Source organism: Paraburkholderia sp. PAMB 6770, from assembly GCF_057748135.1.
In genome coordinates this window covers 828,764-849,216 of record NZ_CM173239.1, presented here as the reverse complement: position 1 = coordinate 849,216, position 20,453 = coordinate 828,764, and the positions used below count along the sequence as shown (strand labels likewise).

The 20,453-nt window shown below is 64.8% G+C and carries 15 protein-coding genes; 13 read left to right on the top strand and 2 right to left on the bottom strand.

Annotated features, from left to right (window positions below):
- Positions 1 to 58 precede the first annotated feature (58 nt).
- The 10 genes from AC3AP7_RS21190 (at position 59) to AC3AP7_RS21145 (ending at position 14,933) form a co-directional block, all read left to right on the top strand.
- Entirely contained in the window at positions 59 to 1,600 is a 1,542-nt protein-coding gene (locus AC3AP7_RS21190; protein ID WP_487364520.1) for a sugar ABC transporter ATP-binding protein, read from the top strand.
- Positions 1,601 to 1,636: 36 nt separating this feature from the next.
- Entirely contained in the window at positions 1,637 to 3,736 is a 2,100-nt protein-coding gene (locus AC3AP7_RS21185) for an ABC transporter permease subunit (protein ID WP_487364519.1), read from the top strand.
- Positions 3,737 to 3,764: 28 nt separating this feature from the next.
- Positions 3,765 to 4,742 (top strand): 3-hydroxyacyl-CoA dehydrogenase, encoded by a 978-nt coding sequence (locus AC3AP7_RS21180; RefSeq protein WP_487364518.1) that lies wholly within the window; start codon positions 3,765 to 3,767, stop codon positions 4,740 to 4,742.
- Positions 4,743 to 4,757: 15 nt separating this feature from the next.
- Positions 4,758 to 5,660, top strand: a complete 903-nt coding sequence (locus AC3AP7_RS21175; RefSeq protein ID WP_487364517.1) for an SMP-30/gluconolactonase/LRE family protein — start codon at positions 4,758 to 4,760, stop codon at positions 5,658 to 5,660.
- 724 nt (positions 5,661 to 6,384) lie between these two features.
- Entirely contained in the window at positions 6,385 to 10,020 is a 3,636-nt protein-coding gene (locus tag AC3AP7_RS21170; protein WP_487364516.1) for a type VI secretion system Vgr family protein, read from the top strand.
- Between the two features lie 67 nt (positions 10,021 to 10,087).
- Complete coding sequence (locus tag AC3AP7_RS21165) at positions 10,088 to 11,461, top strand: hypothetical protein (protein ID WP_487364515.1); 1,374 nt, start codon at positions 10,088 to 10,090, stop codon at positions 11,459 to 11,461.
- A 1-nt stretch (position 11,462) separates the two neighbouring features.
- Complete coding sequence (locus tag AC3AP7_RS21160; RefSeq protein WP_487364514.1) at positions 11,463 to 11,753, top strand: PAAR domain-containing protein; 291 nt, start codon at positions 11,463 to 11,465, stop codon at positions 11,751 to 11,753.
- 14 nt (positions 11,754 to 11,767) lie between these two features.
- A complete protein-coding gene (locus AC3AP7_RS21155; RefSeq protein WP_487364513.1) occupies positions 11,768 to 13,213 on the top strand; it encodes a hypothetical protein in 1,446 nt (481 codons plus the stop codon).
- 273 nt (positions 13,214 to 13,486) lie between these two features.
- Positions 13,487 to 13,789: an ArsR/SmtB family transcription factor gene (locus AC3AP7_RS21150; protein ID WP_487364512.1), complete on the top strand. Its 303-nt coding sequence runs from the start codon at positions 13,487 to 13,489 to the stop codon at positions 13,787 to 13,789.
- Between the two features lie 82 nt (positions 13,790 to 13,871).
- Complete coding sequence (locus tag AC3AP7_RS21145; protein WP_487364511.1) at positions 13,872 to 14,933, top strand: alkene reductase; 1,062 nt, start codon at positions 13,872 to 13,874, stop codon at positions 14,931 to 14,933.
- 78 nt (positions 14,934 to 15,011) lie between these two features.
- On the opposite strand, the gene AC3AP7_RS21140 is transcribed toward AC3AP7_RS21145, so the two are convergent.
- Positions 15,012 to 15,551: a GNAT family N-acetyltransferase gene (locus AC3AP7_RS21140; RefSeq protein ID WP_487364510.1), complete on the bottom strand. Its 540-nt coding sequence runs from the start codon at positions 15,549 to 15,551 to the stop codon at positions 15,012 to 15,014.
- Positions 15,552 to 15,752: 201 nt separating this feature from the next.
- Here AC3AP7_RS21140 and AC3AP7_RS21135 point away from each other — a divergent pair, with 201 nt between their 5' ends.
- The gene (locus AC3AP7_RS21135) at positions 15,753 to 16,400 is read left to right on the top strand and encodes a VTT domain-containing protein (RefSeq protein WP_487364509.1); all 648 of its coding nucleotides are present in this window, start codon (positions 15,753 to 15,755) and stop codon (positions 16,398 to 16,400) included.
- 317 nt (positions 16,401 to 16,717) lie between these two features.
- On the opposite strand, the gene norR is transcribed toward AC3AP7_RS21135, so the two are convergent.
- Positions 16,718 to 18,349, bottom strand: coding sequence for a nitric oxide reductase transcriptional regulator NorR (gene norR / locus AC3AP7_RS21130; RefSeq protein WP_487364508.1), 1,632 nt, complete (start codon positions 18,347 to 18,349; stop codon positions 16,718 to 16,720).
- Positions 18,350 to 18,492: 143 nt separating this feature from the next.
- On the opposite strand from norR, the gene hmpA reads away from it, so the two are divergent.
- Both hmpA and AC3AP7_RS21120 read left to right on the top strand, forming a co-directional pair.
- Complete coding sequence (gene hmpA / locus AC3AP7_RS21125) at positions 18,493 to 19,674, top strand: NO-inducible flavohemoprotein (protein WP_487364507.1); 1,182 nt, start codon at positions 18,493 to 18,495, stop codon at positions 19,672 to 19,674.
- Positions 19,675 to 19,822: 148 nt separating this feature from the next.
- Complete coding sequence (locus AC3AP7_RS21120; protein WP_487364506.1) at positions 19,823 to 20,260, top strand: carboxymuconolactone decarboxylase family protein; 438 nt, start codon at positions 19,823 to 19,825, stop codon at positions 20,258 to 20,260.
- The last annotated feature ends 193 nt before the right edge of the window (positions 20,261 to 20,453 follow it).

The following is a 20,453-nucleotide window of genomic DNA, read 5'->3' as shown; positions in this document are numbered from 1 at the left end:
CATCGCGCGCGTGGCGCCGCCCTCTCTCTTCATGACATCCCGACCACGGAGCGCCCCGATGAGTGCATCGCCCCACCCGGCTCAGGCCCCGCTCGCGCCCGCATGGGCGATCCATGTCGCGAACGTGACCAAGCGCTTCGGCGCAACGGTCGCGCTCGACAACGCATCGTTTCGCGTGAGCCGCGGCAGCGTGCACGCGCTGCTCGGCGAGAACGGCGCGGGCAAATCGACCACCGTCAAGCTGCTGTCCGGAATGCTGCAGCCGGACGCGGGTCAGATCGAGGTACTCGGTCGCCCGGTACAATTACGCAGTCCGAAGGATGCGCAGCGCGCGGGCGTCCAGACGGCCTTCCAGGAAATGACGCTCGTGCGCGACCTGACGGTCGCGCAAAACCTGCTGCTCGCCAACGAGCCGACCGGATGGACGGGACGCATCCGGCACGCCGACGCGCACCGGCGCGTCGCGCACTGGCTCGAGGCGCTGGAGCTCGACGAGGTGCGCCCCGGCGCCTACATTCGCGATCTCGCGCTGCCGGTGCGCCAGAAGATCGAGATTGCGAAGGCCATCGTGCGCGAGCCGCAGATCCTGCTGCTCGACGAACCGACCTCGGCGCTCTCGGGACGCGACGTCGGCTGGCTGCGGCGCCGCATCGACGAGCTGAAGGCGCGCGGCGTGACGTTCGTGTTCATCTCCCACCGCATGCAGGAGGTCCGCGACTTCTGCGACAGCCTGACGATCTACCGCAACGGACACGACGTCGGCTCGTTCGACGCCGCCTCGATCTCCGACGAGGAAGTCATCCGGCTCGTGATCGGCCGCTCGATCGACGCGAAATATCCGCCGAAGCAGCCGCCCGCGCGGCTCCCCGGTCCGCCCGCCCTGGAGACGCGCAACGTGCGCATCGACGGCGTCGTCAACGATTTCAGCCTGACGCTGAAAGCAGGCGAAGTGCACGGCATCGCCGCGCTGCAGGGGATGGGGCAGCGCGAGCTGTTCGAGGGCCTGTTCGGCGCGACGCTGATCGACAGCGGCGAGCTGCGCATCGACGGCCATCCGGTCACGCTCACGTCGACCGCCGACGCGCTGCGCAGCGGCGTCGCGGTCAGCCTGCTGCCGGAGGATCGCAAGACCGAGGGGCTGTTCCTGCGGCTGCCGGGCGGCGAAAACATCTCGCTGCCGGTCATCCGCCGCTTCACGCGCTTCGGCCTGATCGCGCGGCGCCGCGAGCAGGCGGCGATCCGCGGCGTGCTCGCGCAGATGGAAGTGAACCCGCGCGCCGAATACAAGCCCTGCCAGTCGTTCTCGGGCGGCAACCAGCAGAAGATCGCGATGGCCAAGTGGCTGCTTGCGCAAAGCCGGATCTGGCTGATGTTCGACCCGACGCGTGGAATCGACGTCGGCACCAAGCATCAGATCTTCGTGCTGATGCGCGCGTTCGCGGCCGCCGGCGGCGCGGTGCTGTTCTATTCGACCGACGTGCCCGAGCTCGTCAACGTCTGCGACCGCGTGAGCGTCGTCTACCGCGGACGCAACGTCGCGGAGCTTGCCGGCGACACGCTGACCGAGGAAAACGTGATGCGCCGGATGCTCGCGAGCTGACCGGCGGCATCGGTGCATCAGGCTATGAGGACTACCATGAACAATGCAATGGCATCGCCCGAGCGCGATATCGCAAGCCCCGACGCGCGCTTCGGGCTCGGCGCCCGGATCGATCATCACCGCGGCCTGCTGATCGCAATCGGCACGCTCGCGGCGATGATGATCGCGTGGATTTCACTGTCGGCGACCTCGATCGGACTGTACGACATCGGCTCGCTGGTTTCGAGCGCCGCGACGCTCGCGCTCGTCGCGATCGGCCAGACGATCGTCGTGCTGACGGGAGGCTTCGATCTGTCCGCCTCGGCGATCCTGTCGCTGTCCAACGTGCTCGCGGTGCACTTCGTCGGCGGCACGCCGCTCGAACAATGGCTCGGCGTCGCACTGGTCGTCGCGATCGGCGGCGCGCTCGGCTTCGTCAACGGGGCGCTGATCGCCTGGGTGCGGCTGCAGTCGATCGTCGTCACGCTGGCGACGATGTTCATGGTGCAGGGCCTCACGCTGCTGATCCAGAACAAGCCCGGCGGCAGCGTCGGCGACCAGTTCGCCGGCTTCGTCACGGCCGACCTGATTCCGGACAAGCTCCCGATGTCGGCGGCCATCGTCGTGGCGGCGCTCGTCGTCTGGGCGTTCGTGCGCCGCACGCGCTTCGGCGTCGGCCTGTACGCGATCGGCAGCGATCCCGACAGCGCGTTCGCCAACGGCACGCCGGTCACGCGCTACCGGATCGGCACCTACGTGCTGGCCGGCGTGTTTTATGCGCTCGCGGGCCTGTACGTGTCGGCCCAGACCGGCTCGGCCGACCCGCTCGTCGGCCGCCCGCTGCTGCTGTCGATGTTCACCGCGGTCGTGCTGGGCGGCACGCGCCTCGGCGGAGGACGCGGCGGCTGCGTCGGCACGGTCTTCGCGGCGATGACGCTGATGATCACCGTCAACATCCTGCTCGTGCTGAACGTGTCGGCGTTCTTCACGACCATCGCCGAGGCCGTGATCCTGATTCTCGCGGTGCTGGGTTCGTCGATCGGCAAGCAGTCCGCCGCGCACGCCTATGCGCGCTACGCCGCCCAGTACGTGCGCGGATGGCGCAGCGGCACGCTCGCGCGCAGCGTGCGCAATCCGCGCCGGGTGGTGTTCGAAGCGCCGCATGCGCAGCAGGTGGCCAACGCGGAGTTGACCGGACGCCGGTTCGCGGACTGGCTCGAACGCAACCGCGAATGGGTGCGCTACGTCGTGCCCGCATATCTGCTGTTCGCCGGGGTGCTGGCGGCCACCGCGGCGGTGTACGGCCCGCACGTGCTCGCGAGCGCGAACTTCTACAGCAGCCTGTTCACGCTGACGCTGTTTCTCGCGCTGCTGGGCCTCGGCCAGGGCGCGGTGATCCTGACCGGCGGCCTCGACCTGTCGGTGCCGTGGCTCATCACGCTCGCCGGCGTGCTGCTGACCGGCCTCACGCACGGCGTCGACGCCAACGCGCTGTGGGCGATTCCGCTCGTGCTCGGCGCGGGCGTGCTGGCAGGGCTCTTCAACGGCGTGGGCGTCGTCGTGCTCGGGCTGCCGCCGATCGTCGTCACGCTGGCGGCGAACGGCCTGCTGCAGGGCCTGACGCTGCTCTACTGCAACGGCTCGCCGCAGGGCTGGGCGCCGCCTGCGCTCGCGTCGTTCACGAACGCGCGGATCGGCTGGTTTTCCGCTGCGGCGTGGAGTCTTCCGCTGGTGCTCGCCATCGCGTGGCTGCTGCTGCACCGCACCGCGTTCGGGCGGCGCGTGCACGCGCTCGGCAACTCGCCGGTCGCGGCGAAGCTGTCCGGCGTGCGGGTCGGTGCGACGCTGGTCGCGGTGTATTGCCTGTCCGGCCTGTGCTCGGCGATCGTCGGCATCCTGCTGGCCGGCTTCAGCAACCAGGCGTTCCTCGGCATGGGCGATCCGTATCTGCTGCCCTCGATCGCGGTGGTCGTGGTCGGCGGCGCCCTGATCACGGGCGGCCGCGGGCACTACCTGGGCGTATTCGGCGGCGCGCTGCTGCTGACCGCGCTCGGTACGCTGCTTGCGGGCACCACGCTGCCGCCCGCGGTGCGCGACATCATCAACGGTCTCGTCGTGCTTGCAGCGGTCGTCACGCTGCGCGAGCGCAAGGCATGAGACATGAGGCATGAGACAGGAGACGGACATGAGCGCAACGGCACGCCGGATGGCGGTGATCGGGACGGGACGGATCGGCCGGGCATGGGCGATCGTGTTCGCGCGCGCGGGCTTTCGCGTGGCGCTGCACGACGCCGATCGCGCGATGCTGGACGGCGCGCCGGACGCGATCGCGGCAAGCCTCGCCGATCTGGCCGGATTCGGCCTGCTCGACGAAGCGCCTTCGTCGGTCGTCGCGCGCATCGGCGTGCACACGCGTCTTGAAGAGGCGCTCGATCGGGTCGAACTCGTGCAGGAGAACATCGCCGAGTCCGTGACCGCCAAGCGCGCGATGTTCGAGCAGCTCGATCGCCACGCGCCGCCCGGCGCGCTGCTCGCGAGCTCGACCTCGGGTTTGCCGGTGTCGGCGTTCACTGCGCATCTGACGCACCGCGCGCGCTGCCTCGTCGCGCATCCGGTGAATCCGCCGTCGCTCGTTCCGCTGGTCGAACTGTGCGGCGCGCCGTGGACTCCGCCCGACACGCTGCAGCGGGCGCGCGCGTTATACGAGGCGGCGGGCCAGCGGCCGGTGGTGGTCAACCGCGAGATTGCGGGCTTTCTGCTCAACCGGCTGCAAGGCGCGCTGCTCGACGAAGCGCTCAGCCTGTATGCGCAGGGGTACGCGAGCGCGGCGGATCTCGACACGGTGATGCGCGACGGGCTCGGCCTGCGCTGGGCGTTCATGGGGCCGTTCGAGACGATCGACCTGAACGCGCCCGGCGGCGTGGCCGATTACGCGTCGCGCTACGGCGGCACCTATCGGTCGATCGCCGCGACGCGCACGCCGTTCGACTGGTCCGACGCGACCATCGCGCAGCTCGACGCCGCACGGCGCAGCGTGTTGCCGCGCGAGCAGATCGAGGCGCGCAGCCGCTGGCGCGACCGCCGGCTGATGGCGCTGCTCGCCCATCGGCGGCGCGACGAGGACGACGCCGCCGGCGTCGAGCCTCCCCTTCAATCCGACTGAACGCAGGAGACACTCATGCTCGAAACCCGACTGCTGGTCGACGCACACAATCACCTTGGCGAAGGACCGCTGTGGGATGTGCGCGAACAGCGGCTGTACTGGATCGACAGCACCGCCGCGGAGATTTATCGCTGCCGCGCGGACGGCAGCGACGTCGAACGCTTCTTCGTGCCGACCCACATCGGCTCGATGGCGTTGCGGGAACAAGGAGGCGCGGTCGTTGCGCTCGCAAGCGGCCTGCACTTCTATGACTTCGACGCGCAAACGGTCCGGCTGATCGGCGACCCCGAGCGCGACGAGCCCGAAACACGCTTCAACGACGGCAAGGTCGACCGGCGCGGACGCTTCGTCGCCGGCACGATGGCCTACGATCACGATCGCTACGATGCGGACCGCGGCCAGCGGCCCACGCCCAGCGGCAGTCTCTACCGGCTCGATGCGGACGGCGCGATCGCGCGGCTCGACGGCGGCATCAGCTGCTCGAACGGACCGTGCTGGAGCCCGGACAACCGCACGCTGTATTTCACCGATACCTACGAAAAACTGATGTACGCGTACGACTACGACATCGATACCGGCGCGGCCACGAACCGGCGCGTGTTCGCGTCCGCACGGGACCTGGCGGGCACCTTCGACGGCGCAACGGTCGACGCCGACGGCTGCGTGTGGACCGCCCTCGTATTCGGCGGACGCGTGCTCCGGTTCACGCCCGAAGGAAAGCTCGACCGCGTGGTGCCGTTTCCGGTGCGCAACCTGACGAGCGTGATGTTCGGCGGTCCCGGTCTGGACGTGCTTTACGTCACCACGATGGGCCGCCCGATGTGGGGCATTCCACAGAAAGAAGCGACGCGCGGCGGCCTGTTCGCGATCAGCGGACTCGGGGTCCAGGGGCTGCCCGAACCGCGCTACGCGGGGTAATGGCGATCTTGCGCGCGCGGTGTGCGGTGTGCGGTGTGCGGTGTGCGGTGTGCGGTGTGCGGTGTGCGGTGTGCGGCGTAGTCCGGACAACCTGATCCGTGAGAACACGGTGCATCGGAACGCGAAGATTGTGAGCTTCCCTGCGACGCAAGCGGAATAGACTCTGTCAGGCGCTCGCCAGCAAGGGGAAGCGCCGATCGATGAGCCCACCACCGATAATCCGGCGCATACGGCTCGCGATTTTTAAGGCAGGAAGGCTCGCGCAGCAAATTCTGTGCGGCTGCGCGACCGACTTCCTGCCTCTTTCATACGCCGGACGGACTGCCCCCACAACATGGCACCAACCGGTTACGCGCCATCACCAGGTTAGCCAGCGCGTTCACCATGTCCTGTTCGGTGGGTCACATTTCTCTCGCCTCAAAAACATAGGATTCCTATAAATATAGCGGGATCAGCCCTGCTCGACGTGGCGGCGGCGTGCGCCCCCCCTCCTCCATCCTGAAGCGACTGCCGTGATTCTTGCGAGGCGACCGGAAGCGACAAGTCGCGTCCCGGGAAATCGCAATCACAGCGCTTTTTGATTCCTCATGAATCAGCTGTTCACCGTGACTGGTGAACAATTGTCATAACGCGTCTATCTCGTTTTAAACCGGTTGACGCGGGAAGCGCTGGATGGTTATGTAGGCGGTTTTGCAAAAACCTAACTGCCTTTAACGGGGTCGACATGGCGGAAGCGGATCGCATACGAAAATATCTGACAGGACGGCAGTCGGCGCATCTGAAGTTCATGCCGCGCACACCCCAGCAGGTCGAGCAGGAGACGGGCAAGCCGAAGCCCATGCCAGTCGCATCGGTCGTCTCCTGGGAAGCGCATGAGGAAATCTGCCAGCCATACCGGATCAAGGCCGTGATCTCGACAACGGAACCGGTCAGCAGAAAGAAGGTGCTCGGGCAGTTCGCACAATTCACGATCCAGCCGGATGACGGGCGCGAACTGCGCAAGTTCAGTGGCTTCGTGTCGCGCTTCGATCTGGTGTCGGAATCGCGTGACGGCTGCGTCTACCGCGTCGTGATCCGCCAGCGGCTCGCCATGCTCGACGGTCCGAGCAACTGTGTCACCTACCAGCAGATGACCTCGTGGGAAATCATCAAGGCCATTCTTGAGCGTCACGACATCCGCTTCTGGATGCAGGTTGAACTTCGGCTGAGACGTGAGCATCCGAGACATGCCTTCCGTTTCCAGTACAACATGGGCGATTGGGCCTATATCAGGCTGGAAATGGAGCAGGCGGGCCTGTTCTGCTTCACGACCACCGGCGAGCATGGCGAAGTACTGGTCATTGCCGACGATATCGACGGCTACGAACGGCCGCATGTCGCCGTGCCTCACCGCCCCACTGCCGGATTGTCAACGTTCGAGGAGTCCATCTTTTCGTTCAAGGTGCGTACTCGCACCGTGCCGGAATCGTTCGTCGTTGCGGATTACAACCCGGAGAGCGCCTGGGCGATTCCGCGCAACGAAAGCGAACCCGTCCGGGACGATCCGACGATGATCGGCCAGCCCTACGTGTGGGGTACGCACCACGAAGACGCGGCGGGAGCAAAGCGGGAGGCACAGTTGCGGCACGAGGCGGCACTCGCGCAGCAGGTGCGCTACAAGGTCAGATCGACCGTGCTCGAACTCAGACCGGGTCGGGTCGTGCGTTCGGACAGCGTGCTTGACGACACGAAAGCAGGCATGTTTGTGACCAGGGTCGTGCACAGCGGCGCGCGCGATGCCGGCTACGTGAACCGCTTCACCGCCATTCCGGCCGATCGCCCGTACCGGATGGCGATTGACGAAGACCGGTGGCCCCGGATACATGGCACACTCGGCGCAACGATCTGCTCTCCTGATCAATACAAATTTGCTTATCTGACTGCCAAAGGGGAATACGTAGCTCGCTTTCATTGCGACTTCGGCACCTGGCCGAAAGGAGCGGAGAGTATCCCCCTGCGGCTGGCGAAGCCCTTTTCGGGGAAGGACAACACGGGCATGCACATGCCCGCGCTGGACGGCGATGAAGCCCTGGTTGCCTTTCGCGAAGGCAACCCGAACAAGCCGATTCTGGTGGGTTTCATGCCCAACAGCCAGCGTCCCGACCTCATCAATGCCTCGCGGCGGCGCATGTCGCGCAACGAAATCCGCACGCAGTCCGGCAACAAGCTGTGGATGGATGACTGGGACAACCAGCAGGGTATCGAACTCAGCACCGAGCATTCGGGCCGCTCGCAGCTCAACCTCGGTTTCATACCGGACGGCGAACTGAAGGAGCGTGGCGCGGGTGCGGAGCTTCGCACCGGGGGACCTCTCGTCAACCGGGGGGGCTCGGGTGTGATGGTGACGGCGTATCACCAGCCAGGCGGAAGCGGCAAGGTGCTCGCCATGGACGAGACGAACGCACAATTGACGGATCACCAGGCGTTCGTCAAGTCACTGGCGGATTCGGCCGGGGCGTCCAGGGCATCGCCCGCCGATACGGATGCGCAGCAGGCGATCCATGATGACCTGAAGACACTGAGGAAGTCCGGCGTGCTTGTGACCGGTCCCGGCCCGGTCGGTATCGCATCGGGCGACGGCGTGCATCTTGCCGCTGACGGCGCGATCATCGGCAGCGCCGGGAAAGGTGTGCATTTCAGCACGCTCAAGCGTTTTACGGTGGCTGCACGTGACATCGTGTCGATGTTCTCGCAGAAGGGCATGAGCCTCATTACGTCGGCAGGCGACTTCGTCGCGCAGGCCCAGCGCGGACGCATGCAGCTCGCTTCGCAGGGCGACATGACGATGGAGACGGTGGACGGGGTGCTGCATGTGAAATCGTCCAGGGAAATCGTGCTGAACGTCGGCGGTTCGTATCTGCGCATGACCCCAGGCGGCATCGAGTTCGGCTCGCGCGGCGGCGCCGTGTTCAAGACAAGCGGCTTGAAAAAGGTGGGCCCCGCACAGATGGACCTGGGCGGTGCGGCGTTCGCTCCGGTGTTCGTGCCGTACACGACGCAGTGCGAGGTATGGCGGACCAATCCGGGTTTTGTACTACCGCCTGCGCCTGACGCGTCGCAGTGGGCGTCGCGGGGGGATACGGGTACTGTGCCACCTGCTCCTGCGCCGGATGCAGGCGGTGCCGTGCCGCCATCATTCCTTGGAGACATGTTCGGTGGGAAATCGGATGCGAAAACTGAAGCGCCAGGTAACGGCAGTCCGGTAATTAGCGACCCGGACAACGAGCAACAGAAATGCCTCGCGCCTGATCCGATCCAGCTATTGAGTCCTGCTCCGTGCAACTGGCAACTGGCTGACTTTAGCGAGTCAGTCAAGATGATGCGGGAGACGCCGACGTATCAGAAATATGGCTGGGCGAGAACTGAGCGTCTGACGAACGGTGGTCAACCAGTCATGTGTGCTGGAACGGCGCCGACTACGTGCCAGTTCATCTATGATTCGGCCAATAAAACGTTGACTGCCAAGGTCGTGATTGCCTTGGTGCCCCGTTTGCTGGTGAAGATGGATCCCGCGACTGGAGAACCGTTACGCGATGAAAATAATCAGTACATAGTCGTGCAATACCAGACGTTCGAAAATGGCGCAAATTCATATAAGACCTTTTCCGAACAAGGACTGATGCTGGTAGAGCGTGATCCGAAGGAGGTCGATGCCTCAATCTACAAAAATCAGATTGAAAAAACCTTGAATCAGGGTAACTACAAACTGATTCTTGACGCGTGTCAAAAAGGAGGTGGCTGTGGTTGCCGGATTTCGGTGAAGTTCTGCGCAGACGTGCACGTAGCACGGAAAGCTGATGCTCCAATGCTCAACCCTAACATCACGATCAACCTGTATCCGACTACTGCTCGGGCGGACGCCAATAACTGGCCAGAGCGTGATTATCAGCTTGATAACAGCGGGGCAGGAGAAATAGAAAAAGTGACTCAGACCAAGGCGCATGAAACAGGCCATCTTTTTAATTTCCCGGACGAGTATTGGCAGCAAGGTGGTTTCGTGCATTCGATCTATGTCCCGGATGGCCAGAACATTGATTTCCAGCTTGGCGACGCGAACAAGAACAAAAACACGTTCTGGGTCATCGAGACGGAAAACAATCTCATGGGAGGGGGGTGCCTCAAGCCGACGGCGACTACCTCACCGTATTATCTTGAGTACATTCGCAGGTGGTTTTCCGCTCACACCAATAAGTTGTGGCGGGTTGGCTATGAAGCGCCTACTGCGTCAGCAGCAAATACCAGTTCGGGCGCTGGGAAATCGGCTTCAAATACCGGTTCGGGTGCGACTGCAAAGGCGGGGATCGTTCATGCTATCAAATAATTTTCAGCATATGGCGAAAGCGTTATTTTTACTTCCGATATTTATATGGATGGGGGGTGGCTGCGCAATGGCAAGCGATATCAAAAATGGCACGATGAACCCGGGCGCATTCTCGCTTTCGTGGGCTGGAGGTCTTGAATATGGATCGCGGGAGATGAGTTTTGACGGTGAAGACAAATTTTACTTTGCCAAAGGAGATACCATCAATGACGAAACTCAAACTGGCGTTGGGGTTTTTGCGCTCAGTCTGCAAAAAAATGATGTACAGGCATTGAAGGATGTCGCACAAACGTTGTGCGACAAGGATATTCAGACAGGTGGCCCAGAAACACATGATCCTGCCGCAACGTTCAACGTTGTTTGCCTGGATGAGGGCAAAGCTGTGCACAGGTCGGGTTCCCTGCGTCTGATTCCTGAGCGTTTCAGACATCAGGTTTTTGATACTCCCTTCAGGCTGTCGGATCAGGCGAAGACGGACGGCCGCAAGCTCATCAAATTGGATTTCTCCACGGTGGGAGTCGAGCATAAAGATGACCACTATGTCATCTCAGTGCGATTCACAAACTCAGGAACCCGATGGATCAAATTTAAGACGCCGGATCAATGGGAAGGAACGAGCGTTGGGGGGCGATTGGGGGTAGGAGCAGTTAGCAAGAATGGTGTGAATGGAAGAAGTGAAAAAGTCAAAGAATCATGGGCGTTCGGATTGAGTGGAAAAAAATTAATTAATCGGGATGACTTTCCGGATGGAATGGTTACATTGAATCCTGGAGATAGCAGAGTTTTAAAATTTGAATCCACTCCTGACTACAATGCCACAAAAGGTGATTACGAGTTCTCAGGTATTGCATTTATGAGAATTGAGTACGATGGGTACGGATGGGGTCTTTCATCACAGGTAGATTTCAAACCGATCCAGAAGCGCATCACAATTGACCACGACTACCCCTCGACGCCGCAGGAGCGCGAGCAGTGGGAAGCAACGCATCGTGCCAACATGTCGTCCCAGCCCGTAAAACCCGGTGAGACCTTTGCCGAGAATGGCCTGTACCGCGCCGTACGCACGAACTCCAGCACCCATCGCAGCCTCCAGCTCGTGCCGTTCACGGCCGGGGCCATTGCGACGACCGACAACGTGAAGATGCTGATGGAGAGGGGAAACGGCCTCAGTCTTGACGGCCCGGTGCAGTGGCTGTGGGAAGGCAGCGCGCCTACCCCTGTAAAGCAGTATTCGCTCGACACCATCGAAGAGACGCGGCAGTTCTGCGAGCCGGGATCGGCGTGCCCGCGCAGTGGGCGCTGGCTTCCCCGCATCCGGGAGGGATGGGACAAGGGCCATCGGTACGATCTGGCAGGCATCATGACGCTGCGACGCGGCCAGCCGATGCCATCCATTCGGGACGCGGGAGATCGGACCGATTGGGAATGGGTGGGAGTCTGACATGGCTGAACGTGCCTGCATTCTTCGCCTTGACCGAACCACGGCAAACGGCACCGTGCTCGACGGCCTCGACGGCGTGGGCCCCGATGATCGCGGCATGAGCTATCTCGGGGCGAGCGTCCAGTGTCCCGCATGCGGTTCTATCGGACGCGTCGTCGCGAACGGTCCGCGTTCAGCGGATGACGCCATGGACGGCAAGCTGCCCGCGCTGGAAGGCGACTTCTGCCGCTGTCACTGCGCTCCCATGCCTCAGCTCATCGCCTCGCAGCATGACTGGACTTACGGAAGCTGACGGGAGACACGCCGATGAGTTTCTCCTGGAATCCGCGTTTTTCTTCCGAATGGGAGGCACAGAAACCGCCGCCCGTCTGGCTCTTCCTCGTGCTGTACCTGATTGTCGAGGGCTTCGCGCTTGCCCTGGTTGTGCCTGCCCTGCCGAAGATCGGCCCCATCCCGTGGGACAGGTTTATCCATGATGCGCTTGTGGTGCCGTTCTTCGGCTGGATTGGGCTCAGTTGTTTTGCCTGGCTGCTGGGGTATGACGTTCCCGCGAGACAGGCAGCAGACCATAACGTGGCGCGCTGGCATGACATTACCGGCTGGCAACGGCAAAGCCGTGCAGGCATGGTGGTGCTCGACAGCGTCATTCTTGTGCCTGAACCCGATCTTGCGGAACGCATGCTGAAGCTGGAGGGCAGCCCGCCCGAGAATCCCGGCAAGGCGATGCGCCTCGCGAGCGTTGAGGGCGAGGATGCGGCTTCGCGCGAACGCGTGGTGCTTGAAAGGCTGTTGACACCGCTGGTCGCCCGGCTTTCTCTCGCGGTAAAAAGCGGTTCATTCGAGATCGTGATCCAGTGCGAGCGGACTGAATCATCGTCTGACCTTCACGTGGTGTGGGAACAGATCGGCTTGCCAGGCAAGCCACGAGTCAGATGGATCGGTATCGACCAGGACCCCGGATTTGCGGATCAATGGTTTAACGATAAAGAATATCCGGCTTATCATTCATATGACATCAACAGGATACCGAAGTATCGCCTCGTGATGGCATGGCATCTGAATGATGAAAACGCAGACGGCAGGCCCGACGTTTCCGAAGCCGCCGTGGCCTTGCTGTCTGGATCGCCCGCGCTTTTGCGCGAGAAGCCGGAACTGAAGCGCCAGGCGTGGTTGTTACGTCAGATCGTTGCCGATGCCGACGAAGCAGACAAGGCGCTTGCGTTGCTGCTGGATTCGGAACAGGTGCAGCGTACGCGTATCCGGCACTTCTGGTACAGCCGCCTGAAGGGCCTCGCGCAGCACGCAACCCTGGCTGCGGTGAAGGAATCCGACCTGAAGGTCGAGAAACATGCGCTTGATCCAGCCATCGGTCCGCAAGCTCCGGTAGCACGCTGGGTGCTTCAGGCGCTGGCGGCGAAGATGGCGCACTTCGGGCAGGGCGCACAGCTCGTAGCGTTACCGCACAAGCAGGGAATTGCGCTGAATGTGGTGGCGAAAGAACCGGATCGCGTGGCGGTGCCGTGGAAGCGGGAATACGATTACAACCCGATCTTCGGCCCCGATCTCGGCGTGCTGGCGTCAATCTGGGGGGTGGTCATGCTGATTTCGCCCAACGGCTGGAGTACGGGGGACACCGTTATCACATGGGTGATCGCGGTTGCGATGGTGGTGCTATTCCTTCTGCGCCATATCCGGTTCGTTATGCCAACCTTTGAATCGGTCGCGGATTATCTGATGAGCTGGATTGGGTAATGAGCGGAACCCCATGCGGAGAAAATGGATGGGCGATGCCCTGGCACATCAGTCTGATGCCTGACCACTTCATCCCGTTGCGGTGGTTTGTCGGGCGGCCCGTCTTGTTGAGGATGAGGATAAAGGCGGTCTTTGATCAACCCCACCCCGAGTAATGCCTTCATTCATATCGAAAAAAAACGATATATACTTCGATCCGTTGCGATGCAGACCCGGACCGTCATCGATCGTCTGGTGTGATCCGCCACCTGTGCTCCCCGAAACCGAACCACGATGACGCTCGACATCGATGCGATCCACAAGGCGCTTGCGAACCCCGTGCGCCGCGACATCCTCGCCTGGCTGCGCGAGCCGCACGTGCATTTTGCCGCGCAGGAGCTGCCGCTCGATCACGGCGTCTGCGCAGGCATGATCGACGCGCGCTGCGGGCTGTCGCAATCCACCGTGTCGGCGCACCTCGCCGCGTTGCAGCGCGCCGGCCTCGTCACGTCGAAGCGGGTCGGTCAGTGGGTGTTTTTCAAGCGCAACGAGGCGGTCATCCAGGCGTTTCTCACGCACATGAACGCGGACCTGTGACGCCCGTGCGCATCGCCGCGCTTCTTTCATCCTGACGTCTCAATCGCTGCGGGCCGCATGCCCGCAAGGAAAGGTGAACCTCATGCCCACGCTGTTCGATCCGCTGCATATCGGCGATCTCACGCTGAAAAACCGCATCATCATGGCCCCGCTCACGCGCCAGCGCGCCGGCGAAATCCGCGTGCCGAACGCACTGATGGCGAAGTACTACGCCGAACGCGCGTCCGCCGGGCTGATCCTGAGCGAGGCGACCTCCGTCACGCCGCAAGGCGTCGGCTATGCGAACACGCCCGGAATCTGGTCGCAGGAGCAGGTGGAGGGCTGGAAGCTCGTCACGCAGGCCGTCCACGCGGCCGGGGGCAAGATATTTCTGCAGCTGTGGCACGTCGGCCGCGTCTCCGATCCGCTCTTCCTGAACGGCGCATTGCCGGTTGCGCCGAGCGCCATCGCACCGCAAGGCCATGTGAGTCTCGTGCGCCCGCAACGGCCGTTCGTCGTGCCGCGCGCGCTCGGCCTCGATGAAATCGCAGGCGTCGTCGAAGCGTTCCGCAAAGGCGCGGAAAACGCGAAAGCCGCCGGCTTCGACGGCGTCGAAGTGCACGGCGCCAACGGCTATCTGCTCGACCAGTTCCTGCAGGACAGCACGAACACGCGCACCGATGCCTACGGCGGCTCGCTCGAAAACCGCGCGCGCCTGCTGCTCGAAGTCACCGACGCGTGCATCGCGGTGTGGGGCGCGCCGCGCGTCGGCGTGCATCTCGCGCCGCGCGGCGACGCACACACGATGGGCGACTCGAACCCGGCCGCCACGTTTGGCTATGTCGCACGCGAACTCGGCAAGCGCAAGATCGCCTTCATCGCGGCGCGCGAATCGCTCGGCGAAAACCGCCTGGGACCGCAACTGAAGGCCGCCTTCGGCGGTCCGTACATCGCGAACGAGAAGTTCACGAAAGAGACGGCCCAGCAGGTGCTCGATGCAGGCGAAGCGGATGCGGTCGCGTGGGGCCAGCTTTTCATCGCGAATCCGGACCTGCCGCGCCGCTTCGCGCTCGACGCGCCGCTGAACGCGCCGAACCCGGCCACCTACTACGGCGACGGCGAAACCGGCTACATCGACTACCCGGCGCTCGAAGCCGTCGCCTGACCCCGCCACGCGCCACGCGCTGCCCGCCGCTGCCCGCCTCGCGGCGGGCAGCGCGACGCGAGCGGTCCGCGCGCCGACTCAGCCCGAAGCCGGCTCGACGTCGCGGCACATGAACACCCGCCGCGTCTCGTCGATGCCGCGCGCGACGTGTGCCGCGCGAATCGCGCGCAACGGCGCATCGAGCTGCGCCTCGTCCATCACGCGAAAGCCCAGCCGCCGGTAATACGGCGCATTCCACGGCACCTCGCGAAACGTCGACAGCACCAGTTGCCGCGCGCCGGCCCGGCCCGCAAGCGCGGCAACGCGCGCGATCAGCGCGGCGCCGATGCGCTGTCCGGCCCACGCCATCGCCACATCCAGTTCCTCGATGTAATAGCGCGCGCCGAGCGGCGCGAACATCGCGAAGCCCACGCAGCGCGTGCCCGCATGCACGGCCACGACGATTTCCGTCGCCGCGATCTTGCGGCGCACGAAGGCCGCGTCCATCGGCTGTGCGGCGGCGATGCCGGTCAGGCCGATCGTCGCGAAGCGTTGCGCCGCATCATATTCGATCGCGCGAATCGCCTGCACGTCGTCCGGACGCGCGAGGCGATAGCTGAGCGGCAAAACGTCGGACATGAACGAAAAGTCCCCTGTACGGCGGCATCGCACGAAGCCGCCGCGCGCAGTCTGCGCGCGGCGAAAACCGGCGCGGCGCACGGCCGCGCGCATCGTCCATAGTGGCATCGTCCCCGCGCGCAGGCCAGTCCCGTGCACAAAGGATTCGCACATCGCGGCGCGCGGGGCTACACTCTCAGCACCATAACCCGTCCGCCCGCCATGGACCTGATGCACCTCCTGCATGTCGCACTGCACTTCGACCACCATCTCGGCAGCCTGATCGCGCAGTACGGCAATGCCGTCTACGCAATGCTGTTCACCGTCGTCTTCGTCGAGATCGGCATTCTGCCGCTGTTCTTTCTCCCCGGCGATCCCCTGATCTTCCTGTGCGGCGGTTTCGCCGCAACCGGCGCGCTGAACGTCTGGCTCGTGATGCCGGTGCTGTTCGCGGCGACCGTCGCCGGCAGTGTCGTGAGCTACCTGTGCGGACGCGTGGTCGGCGACCAGGTCTACAGCGCCAACTACCGCTGGCTCGACAAACGCGCGCTGCGGCGCGCTCACGCGTTCTACGAGGCGCGCGGCGCGCTCACGTTCCTGCTGTCGCCGTGCCTCGCGGTCGTGCGCACATTCGCGCCGTTCGTCGCCGGCGTATCGCGCATGACCTTCGCGCGCTTCATCACGTGCGTGAGCGCCGGCGCCGCCCTGTGGGTCGTCACGCTCGTGAGCGCGGGCTATCTGTTCGGCAACGTGCCGCTCGTGCGCGATCACATGAGCACGATCATCCTGCTCGGCGTGGTGCTCGGCGTCGGCTCGCTGGTCGCGGGCGGCCTCTGGCGCTTCGTCGCGGCCCGCTGGCGGCGGATCTGAGGCGCTTGCCGCCGGCCGCTGGCGGCAATCTGAGGCAATCGTCGCAGCCCACTAGCGGCGGATCTGAGGCGCTTGCCGCCGGCCGCTGGCGGCGAGCTGAGGCAATCGTCGCAGCCCACTGGCGGCGGATCTGAGGCGCTCGCCGCCGGCCGCTGGCGGCAATCTGAGGCAATCGTCTCGGCCCGCTGGCGGCGTATCCGCGTATTCGCCGCGCGCCGCGGACAAACGCCACATCGTTGCAAACGCAACGAACTTCAGTGAACTTCAGCGAAACGGCATTCAGCAAAACGACGCGCAGCGCCCGCTGCCGCGGCGCGTCATTTCAGCCCGAGACGCTTCGCGAGGCGGTTCAGGTTCGCGCGATCGAGACCGAGTTCGCGCGCCGCCGCCGCCCAGTTCTGCGCATGACGGGCGAGCGCGTCGCCCACCATCGTCCGTTCCAGCGCGGTCACGGCGCTGCGCAAATCCGGCACAGGTTCTCCGGCCATGCCCTCGCCCTCGCCTTTGCCCTCGCTTCGGCCTTCCTGCCTGCCCTCGCCCGCCGCCTCGTCGAGGCCCGCGCGCTTGCCGCGCGCCGCGTCCGCGCGCGCGCCGAGCGCGAGGTCCGGCTCGCCGAGCGTCAGGATCCGGCGACGCTCGCGGTTTGCCGCCAGCGCCTTCAGCGCGCTGCGGCCGATCAGATGTTCGAGTTCCCGGACGTTGCCGGGCCACCGGTAGTGCAGCAGCGCGGCCTGTGCATCGGCGGATAGCCGGATGCTCAGCAGCCCGAGCCGCGAGCGGTTCTCTTCGAGAAAGTAGCCGGCGAGCAGCAGTACGTCGCGGCCGCGTTCGCGCAGCGGCGGCACGCGCAGCGGGTAGACGCTCAGCCGGTGATACAGATCCGCGCGAAACCGCCCGGCCCGCACCTCTTCCGCGAGATCGCGGTTGGTCGCGGCGATCAGCCGCACGTCCACCTTGTGCTCGCGGTCCGAGCCGATTCGCTGCAACTGGCCGTTCTGCAGCACGCGCAGCAGCTTCGCCTGCACCGCGAGCGGCAGCTCGCCGACCTCGTCGAGGAAGATCGTGCCGCCGTCGGCCAGCTCGAACTTGCCGCGCCGGTCCGCCGCCGCCCCCGAGAACGCGCCGCGCACGTGCCCGAACAGCTCGCTCTCGACGAGCGTCTCCGGCAGCGCCGCGCAGTTCAGGCTGATCAGCGGCTTGAGCGCGCGCGCCGACTGCGCGTGAATCGCGTTCGCGACCAGCTCCTTGCCGACGCCGGTCTCGCCGGTGATCAGCACGGTCAGATCGCTGCCGGCGACGAGCGCGACCTCTTCGAGCAAGTGCCGGTGCGGCGCGCTGCTGCCGATCATCTCGCGACGCCCCTGCCCGCTCGCCTGGCGGTACGCTTCGGCGCGGCTGCGCTCCTCCTCGCTCATGCGCGCGAGCGCGTCGAGGCGTTCGACCACGCTGACCGTCGCCGCGGCGAGACTGACGAATGCCTGCAGCGACCCGATGTCGAGGCGGTCGAAGGTTGCCGGATCGAGCGCATCGAGCGTGAGCAGCCCCCACGGGCGGCCGCCGATCAGCAGCGGGCAGCCGAGACAATCGTGCACTTCGAGTTGCGCGCCCGCGCCCAGCACGAGGCCGTCGTAGGGATCCGGCAGGCCGGCGTCGGCCGCGAAACGGGTCGGCTCGGCGCGCGCGAGCAGACGCGCGAAGCGCGGATGCTCGTCGACGCGAAAGCGCCGCCCGAGCGTGTCGCTGGCAAGACCGTCGATCGCGAGCGGCACCAGCGTGTCGCCTTCGAGCCGCAGCAGCGCGGCCGCGTCGCCCGGAAACAGCGCGCGCAGCGTGCCGAGCAGCCGGCGATAGCGCTCGCTTTCGGGCAGGTCGCGCGACAGGTCCTGCATCAGCGGCGTGAGCGCGTCGAGCAGCGTGCCCGCAGTCATTTCGACTCTCTCAGAAGTCATATTGACCCGTGTCATATCAACTGCATTTAAATTTAACCCAATGATTTATTTGAATATAACACCTGGCATGAATCATGGATAAAGCAGCGTGCGGCCGGCTCCGGCTGCGCCTTCTCCATCCCGTCACAAGAGGAACCTGCATCATGCTCTCCGCCGAACATCGCGCGATTGTCAAAGCCACCGTGCCGCTGCTGGAAAGCGGCGGCGAAGCGCTGACCACCCACTTCTATCAGCGGATGCTGAACGACTTTCCGCAGGTCAGACCGCTGTTCAACCAGGCGCACCAAGCGAGCGGCGCCCAGCCGCGCGCGCTCGCGCAGGGTGTGCTGATGTACGCGCGCCATATCGACGAACTCGATCAGCTAGGCGGCCTCGTTGCGCAGATCATCAACAAGCACGTCGCGCTGAACGTGCTGCCCGAGCATTACCCGATCGTCGGCCAATGCCTGCTGCGGGCGATCCGCGAAGTGCTCGGCGCGGAGATCGCCACCGACGCGGTGATCGACGCATGGGCCGCCGCCTACCAGCAGCTCGCCGACCTGCTGATCGGCCTCGAAGAACGGATCTACGCCGGGCGCGCGGCCGAGCCGGGCGGCTGGCGCGGCACGCGGCGCTTTCGCGTCGCGCGCAAGACGCCCGAGAGCGACGAGATCACGTCGTTCTATCTGGAACCCGCCGACGGCGGCGCGCTGCTCGCGTTCCGGCCCGGCCAGTACATCGGGCTGAATCTCGCGATCGACGGCGAAGAAGTGCGCCGCAACTACTCGCTGTCGGCCGCGCACAACGGGCGCGACTACCGCATCAGCGTGAAGCGCGAGCCGCACGGCAAGGTGTCGCAGTACCTGCATGCGCGCGTCAACGAGGGCGACACGCTCGACCTCTACGCGCCGTCGGGCGAGTTCACGCTGGAAGCAGGCGACAAGCCGCTCGTGCTGATCAGCGGCGGGGTCGGCATCACGCCGACGCTCGCGATGCTGCAATCCGCGCTCGATACCGGACGGCCGGTGCACTTCATTCACGCGGCGCGTCATGCCGGCGTGCATGCGTTTCGCGCGGCCATCGACGCGCTGGCCGCGCGCTATCCGCAGATGAAGCGCTTCTACTGCTACGAAGAGCGTCGCGCAGGCGACCCGACAGCGGATGCGATCGGCCGGCTCGATGCGACGCTGCTCGAACGCTGGCTGCCCCCCACGCGCGACGTCGACGCGTACTACCTCGGACCGCTCGGCTTCATGAAGGCGATCCGGCAACATCTGAAGGCCGTGGGCGTGCCGGCGTCGCAGAGCCGCTACGAGTTCTTCGGCCCGGCGGCGGCGCTCGAATAAGCGCGCCGCGACGGGCGGCGCGACCCGGACGCCGCCCGCAACTGGTTACCTTAAATTCCTCAAAACCGGTTATTTCAGACAGCCGCTGCGGCGGCTAAGCTGTGCCCATCGACTGTCCGAACCCCCACCACACCCGAGGAAAAACACGATGGAACCGCGTCTCGACTTCTACCAGGCCAGCCCGCTCGCGATCAAGGCGATGCGCGCGCTCGAAGAGCGCATTGCGGCGTCGTCGCTCGAAACGTCGCTGGCGGAACTGGTGCGTCTGCGCGCTTCGCAGATCAACGGCTGTGCGTTCTGCGTGGACATGCACACGCGCGACGCACGCAAGGGCGGCGAAACCGAGCGCCGGCTCGCGACGGTCGTCGCGTGGCGCGAGACGCCGTTCTTCACCGCGCGCGAGCGTGCCGCGCTCGCGTGGACCGAAGCGCTCACGCTGATCGCGCAACAGCACGTTCCGGACGCGCTGTGGGACACCGTTCGCCCGCATTTCAGCGACGAGGAGATCGTCGACCTGACGCTGCTCGTCAACGCCATCAACGGCTGGAACCGCATCGCGATCGCCTTCCGCAAGATGCCCGCCTGAGTGTCGCCCCCGATGCCCGCGCGCGGCATCGCGTCGCCCGCGAACGCGCGCGCCGCCCGTGCGCTCACGGACGATTTCTGGCGCAATGTCGATCGGTGCGGTCATGCGCTTGAAACGCTGTCGTGCGCAGCATCAGGACTGGAATCGATTTATCCGTTGCAAACCCGAGAATTCACAAAAATTTACTTTGGTT

Bases quoted from the DNA above. Each gene is read 5' to 3' on its own strand.
- AC3AP7_RS21190 (WP_487364520.1), top strand. From the start codon at position 59: ATGAGTGCATCGCCCCACCCGGCTCAGGCCCCGCTCGCGCCCGCATGG.
- AC3AP7_RS21185 (WP_487364519.1), top strand. From the start codon at position 1,637: ATGAACAATGCAATGGCATCGCCCGAGCGCGATATCGCAAGCCCCGAC.
- AC3AP7_RS21180 (WP_487364518.1), top strand. From the start codon at position 3,765: ATGAGCGCAACGGCACGCCGGATGGCGGTGATCGGGACGGGACGGATC.
- AC3AP7_RS21175 (WP_487364517.1), top strand. From the start codon at position 4,758: ATGCTCGAAACCCGACTGCTGGTCGACGCACACAATCACCTTGGCGAA.
- AC3AP7_RS21170 (WP_487364516.1), top strand. From the start codon at position 6,385: ATGGCGGAAGCGGATCGCATACGAAAATATCTGACAGGACGGCAGTCG.
- AC3AP7_RS21165 (WP_487364515.1), top strand. From the start codon at position 10,088: ATGGCAAGCGATATCAAAAATGGCACGATGAACCCGGGCGCATTCTCG.
- AC3AP7_RS21160 (WP_487364514.1), top strand. From the start codon at position 11,463: ATGGCTGAACGTGCCTGCATTCTTCGCCTTGACCGAACCACGGCAAAC.
- AC3AP7_RS21155 (WP_487364513.1), top strand. From the start codon at position 11,768: ATGAGTTTCTCCTGGAATCCGCGTTTTTCTTCCGAATGGGAGGCACAG.
- AC3AP7_RS21150 (WP_487364512.1), top strand. From the start codon at position 13,487: ATGACGCTCGACATCGATGCGATCCACAAGGCGCTTGCGAACCCCGTG.
- AC3AP7_RS21145 (WP_487364511.1), top strand. From the start codon at position 13,872: ATGCCCACGCTGTTCGATCCGCTGCATATCGGCGATCTCACGCTGAAA.
- AC3AP7_RS21140 (WP_487364510.1), bottom strand. From the start codon at position 15,551: ATGTCCGACGTTTTGCCGCTCAGCTATCGCCTCGCGCGTCCGGACGAC.
- AC3AP7_RS21135 (WP_487364509.1), top strand. From the start codon at position 15,753: ATGGACCTGATGCACCTCCTGCATGTCGCACTGCACTTCGACCACCAT.
- norR (WP_487364508.1), bottom strand. From the start codon at position 18,349: ATGACTTCTGAGAGAGTCGAAATGACTGCGGGCACGCTGCTCGACGCG.
- hmpA (WP_487364507.1), top strand. From the start codon at position 18,493: ATGCTCTCCGCCGAACATCGCGCGATTGTCAAAGCCACCGTGCCGCTG.
- AC3AP7_RS21120 (WP_487364506.1), top strand. From the start codon at position 19,823: ATGGAACCGCGTCTCGACTTCTACCAGGCCAGCCCGCTCGCGATCAAG.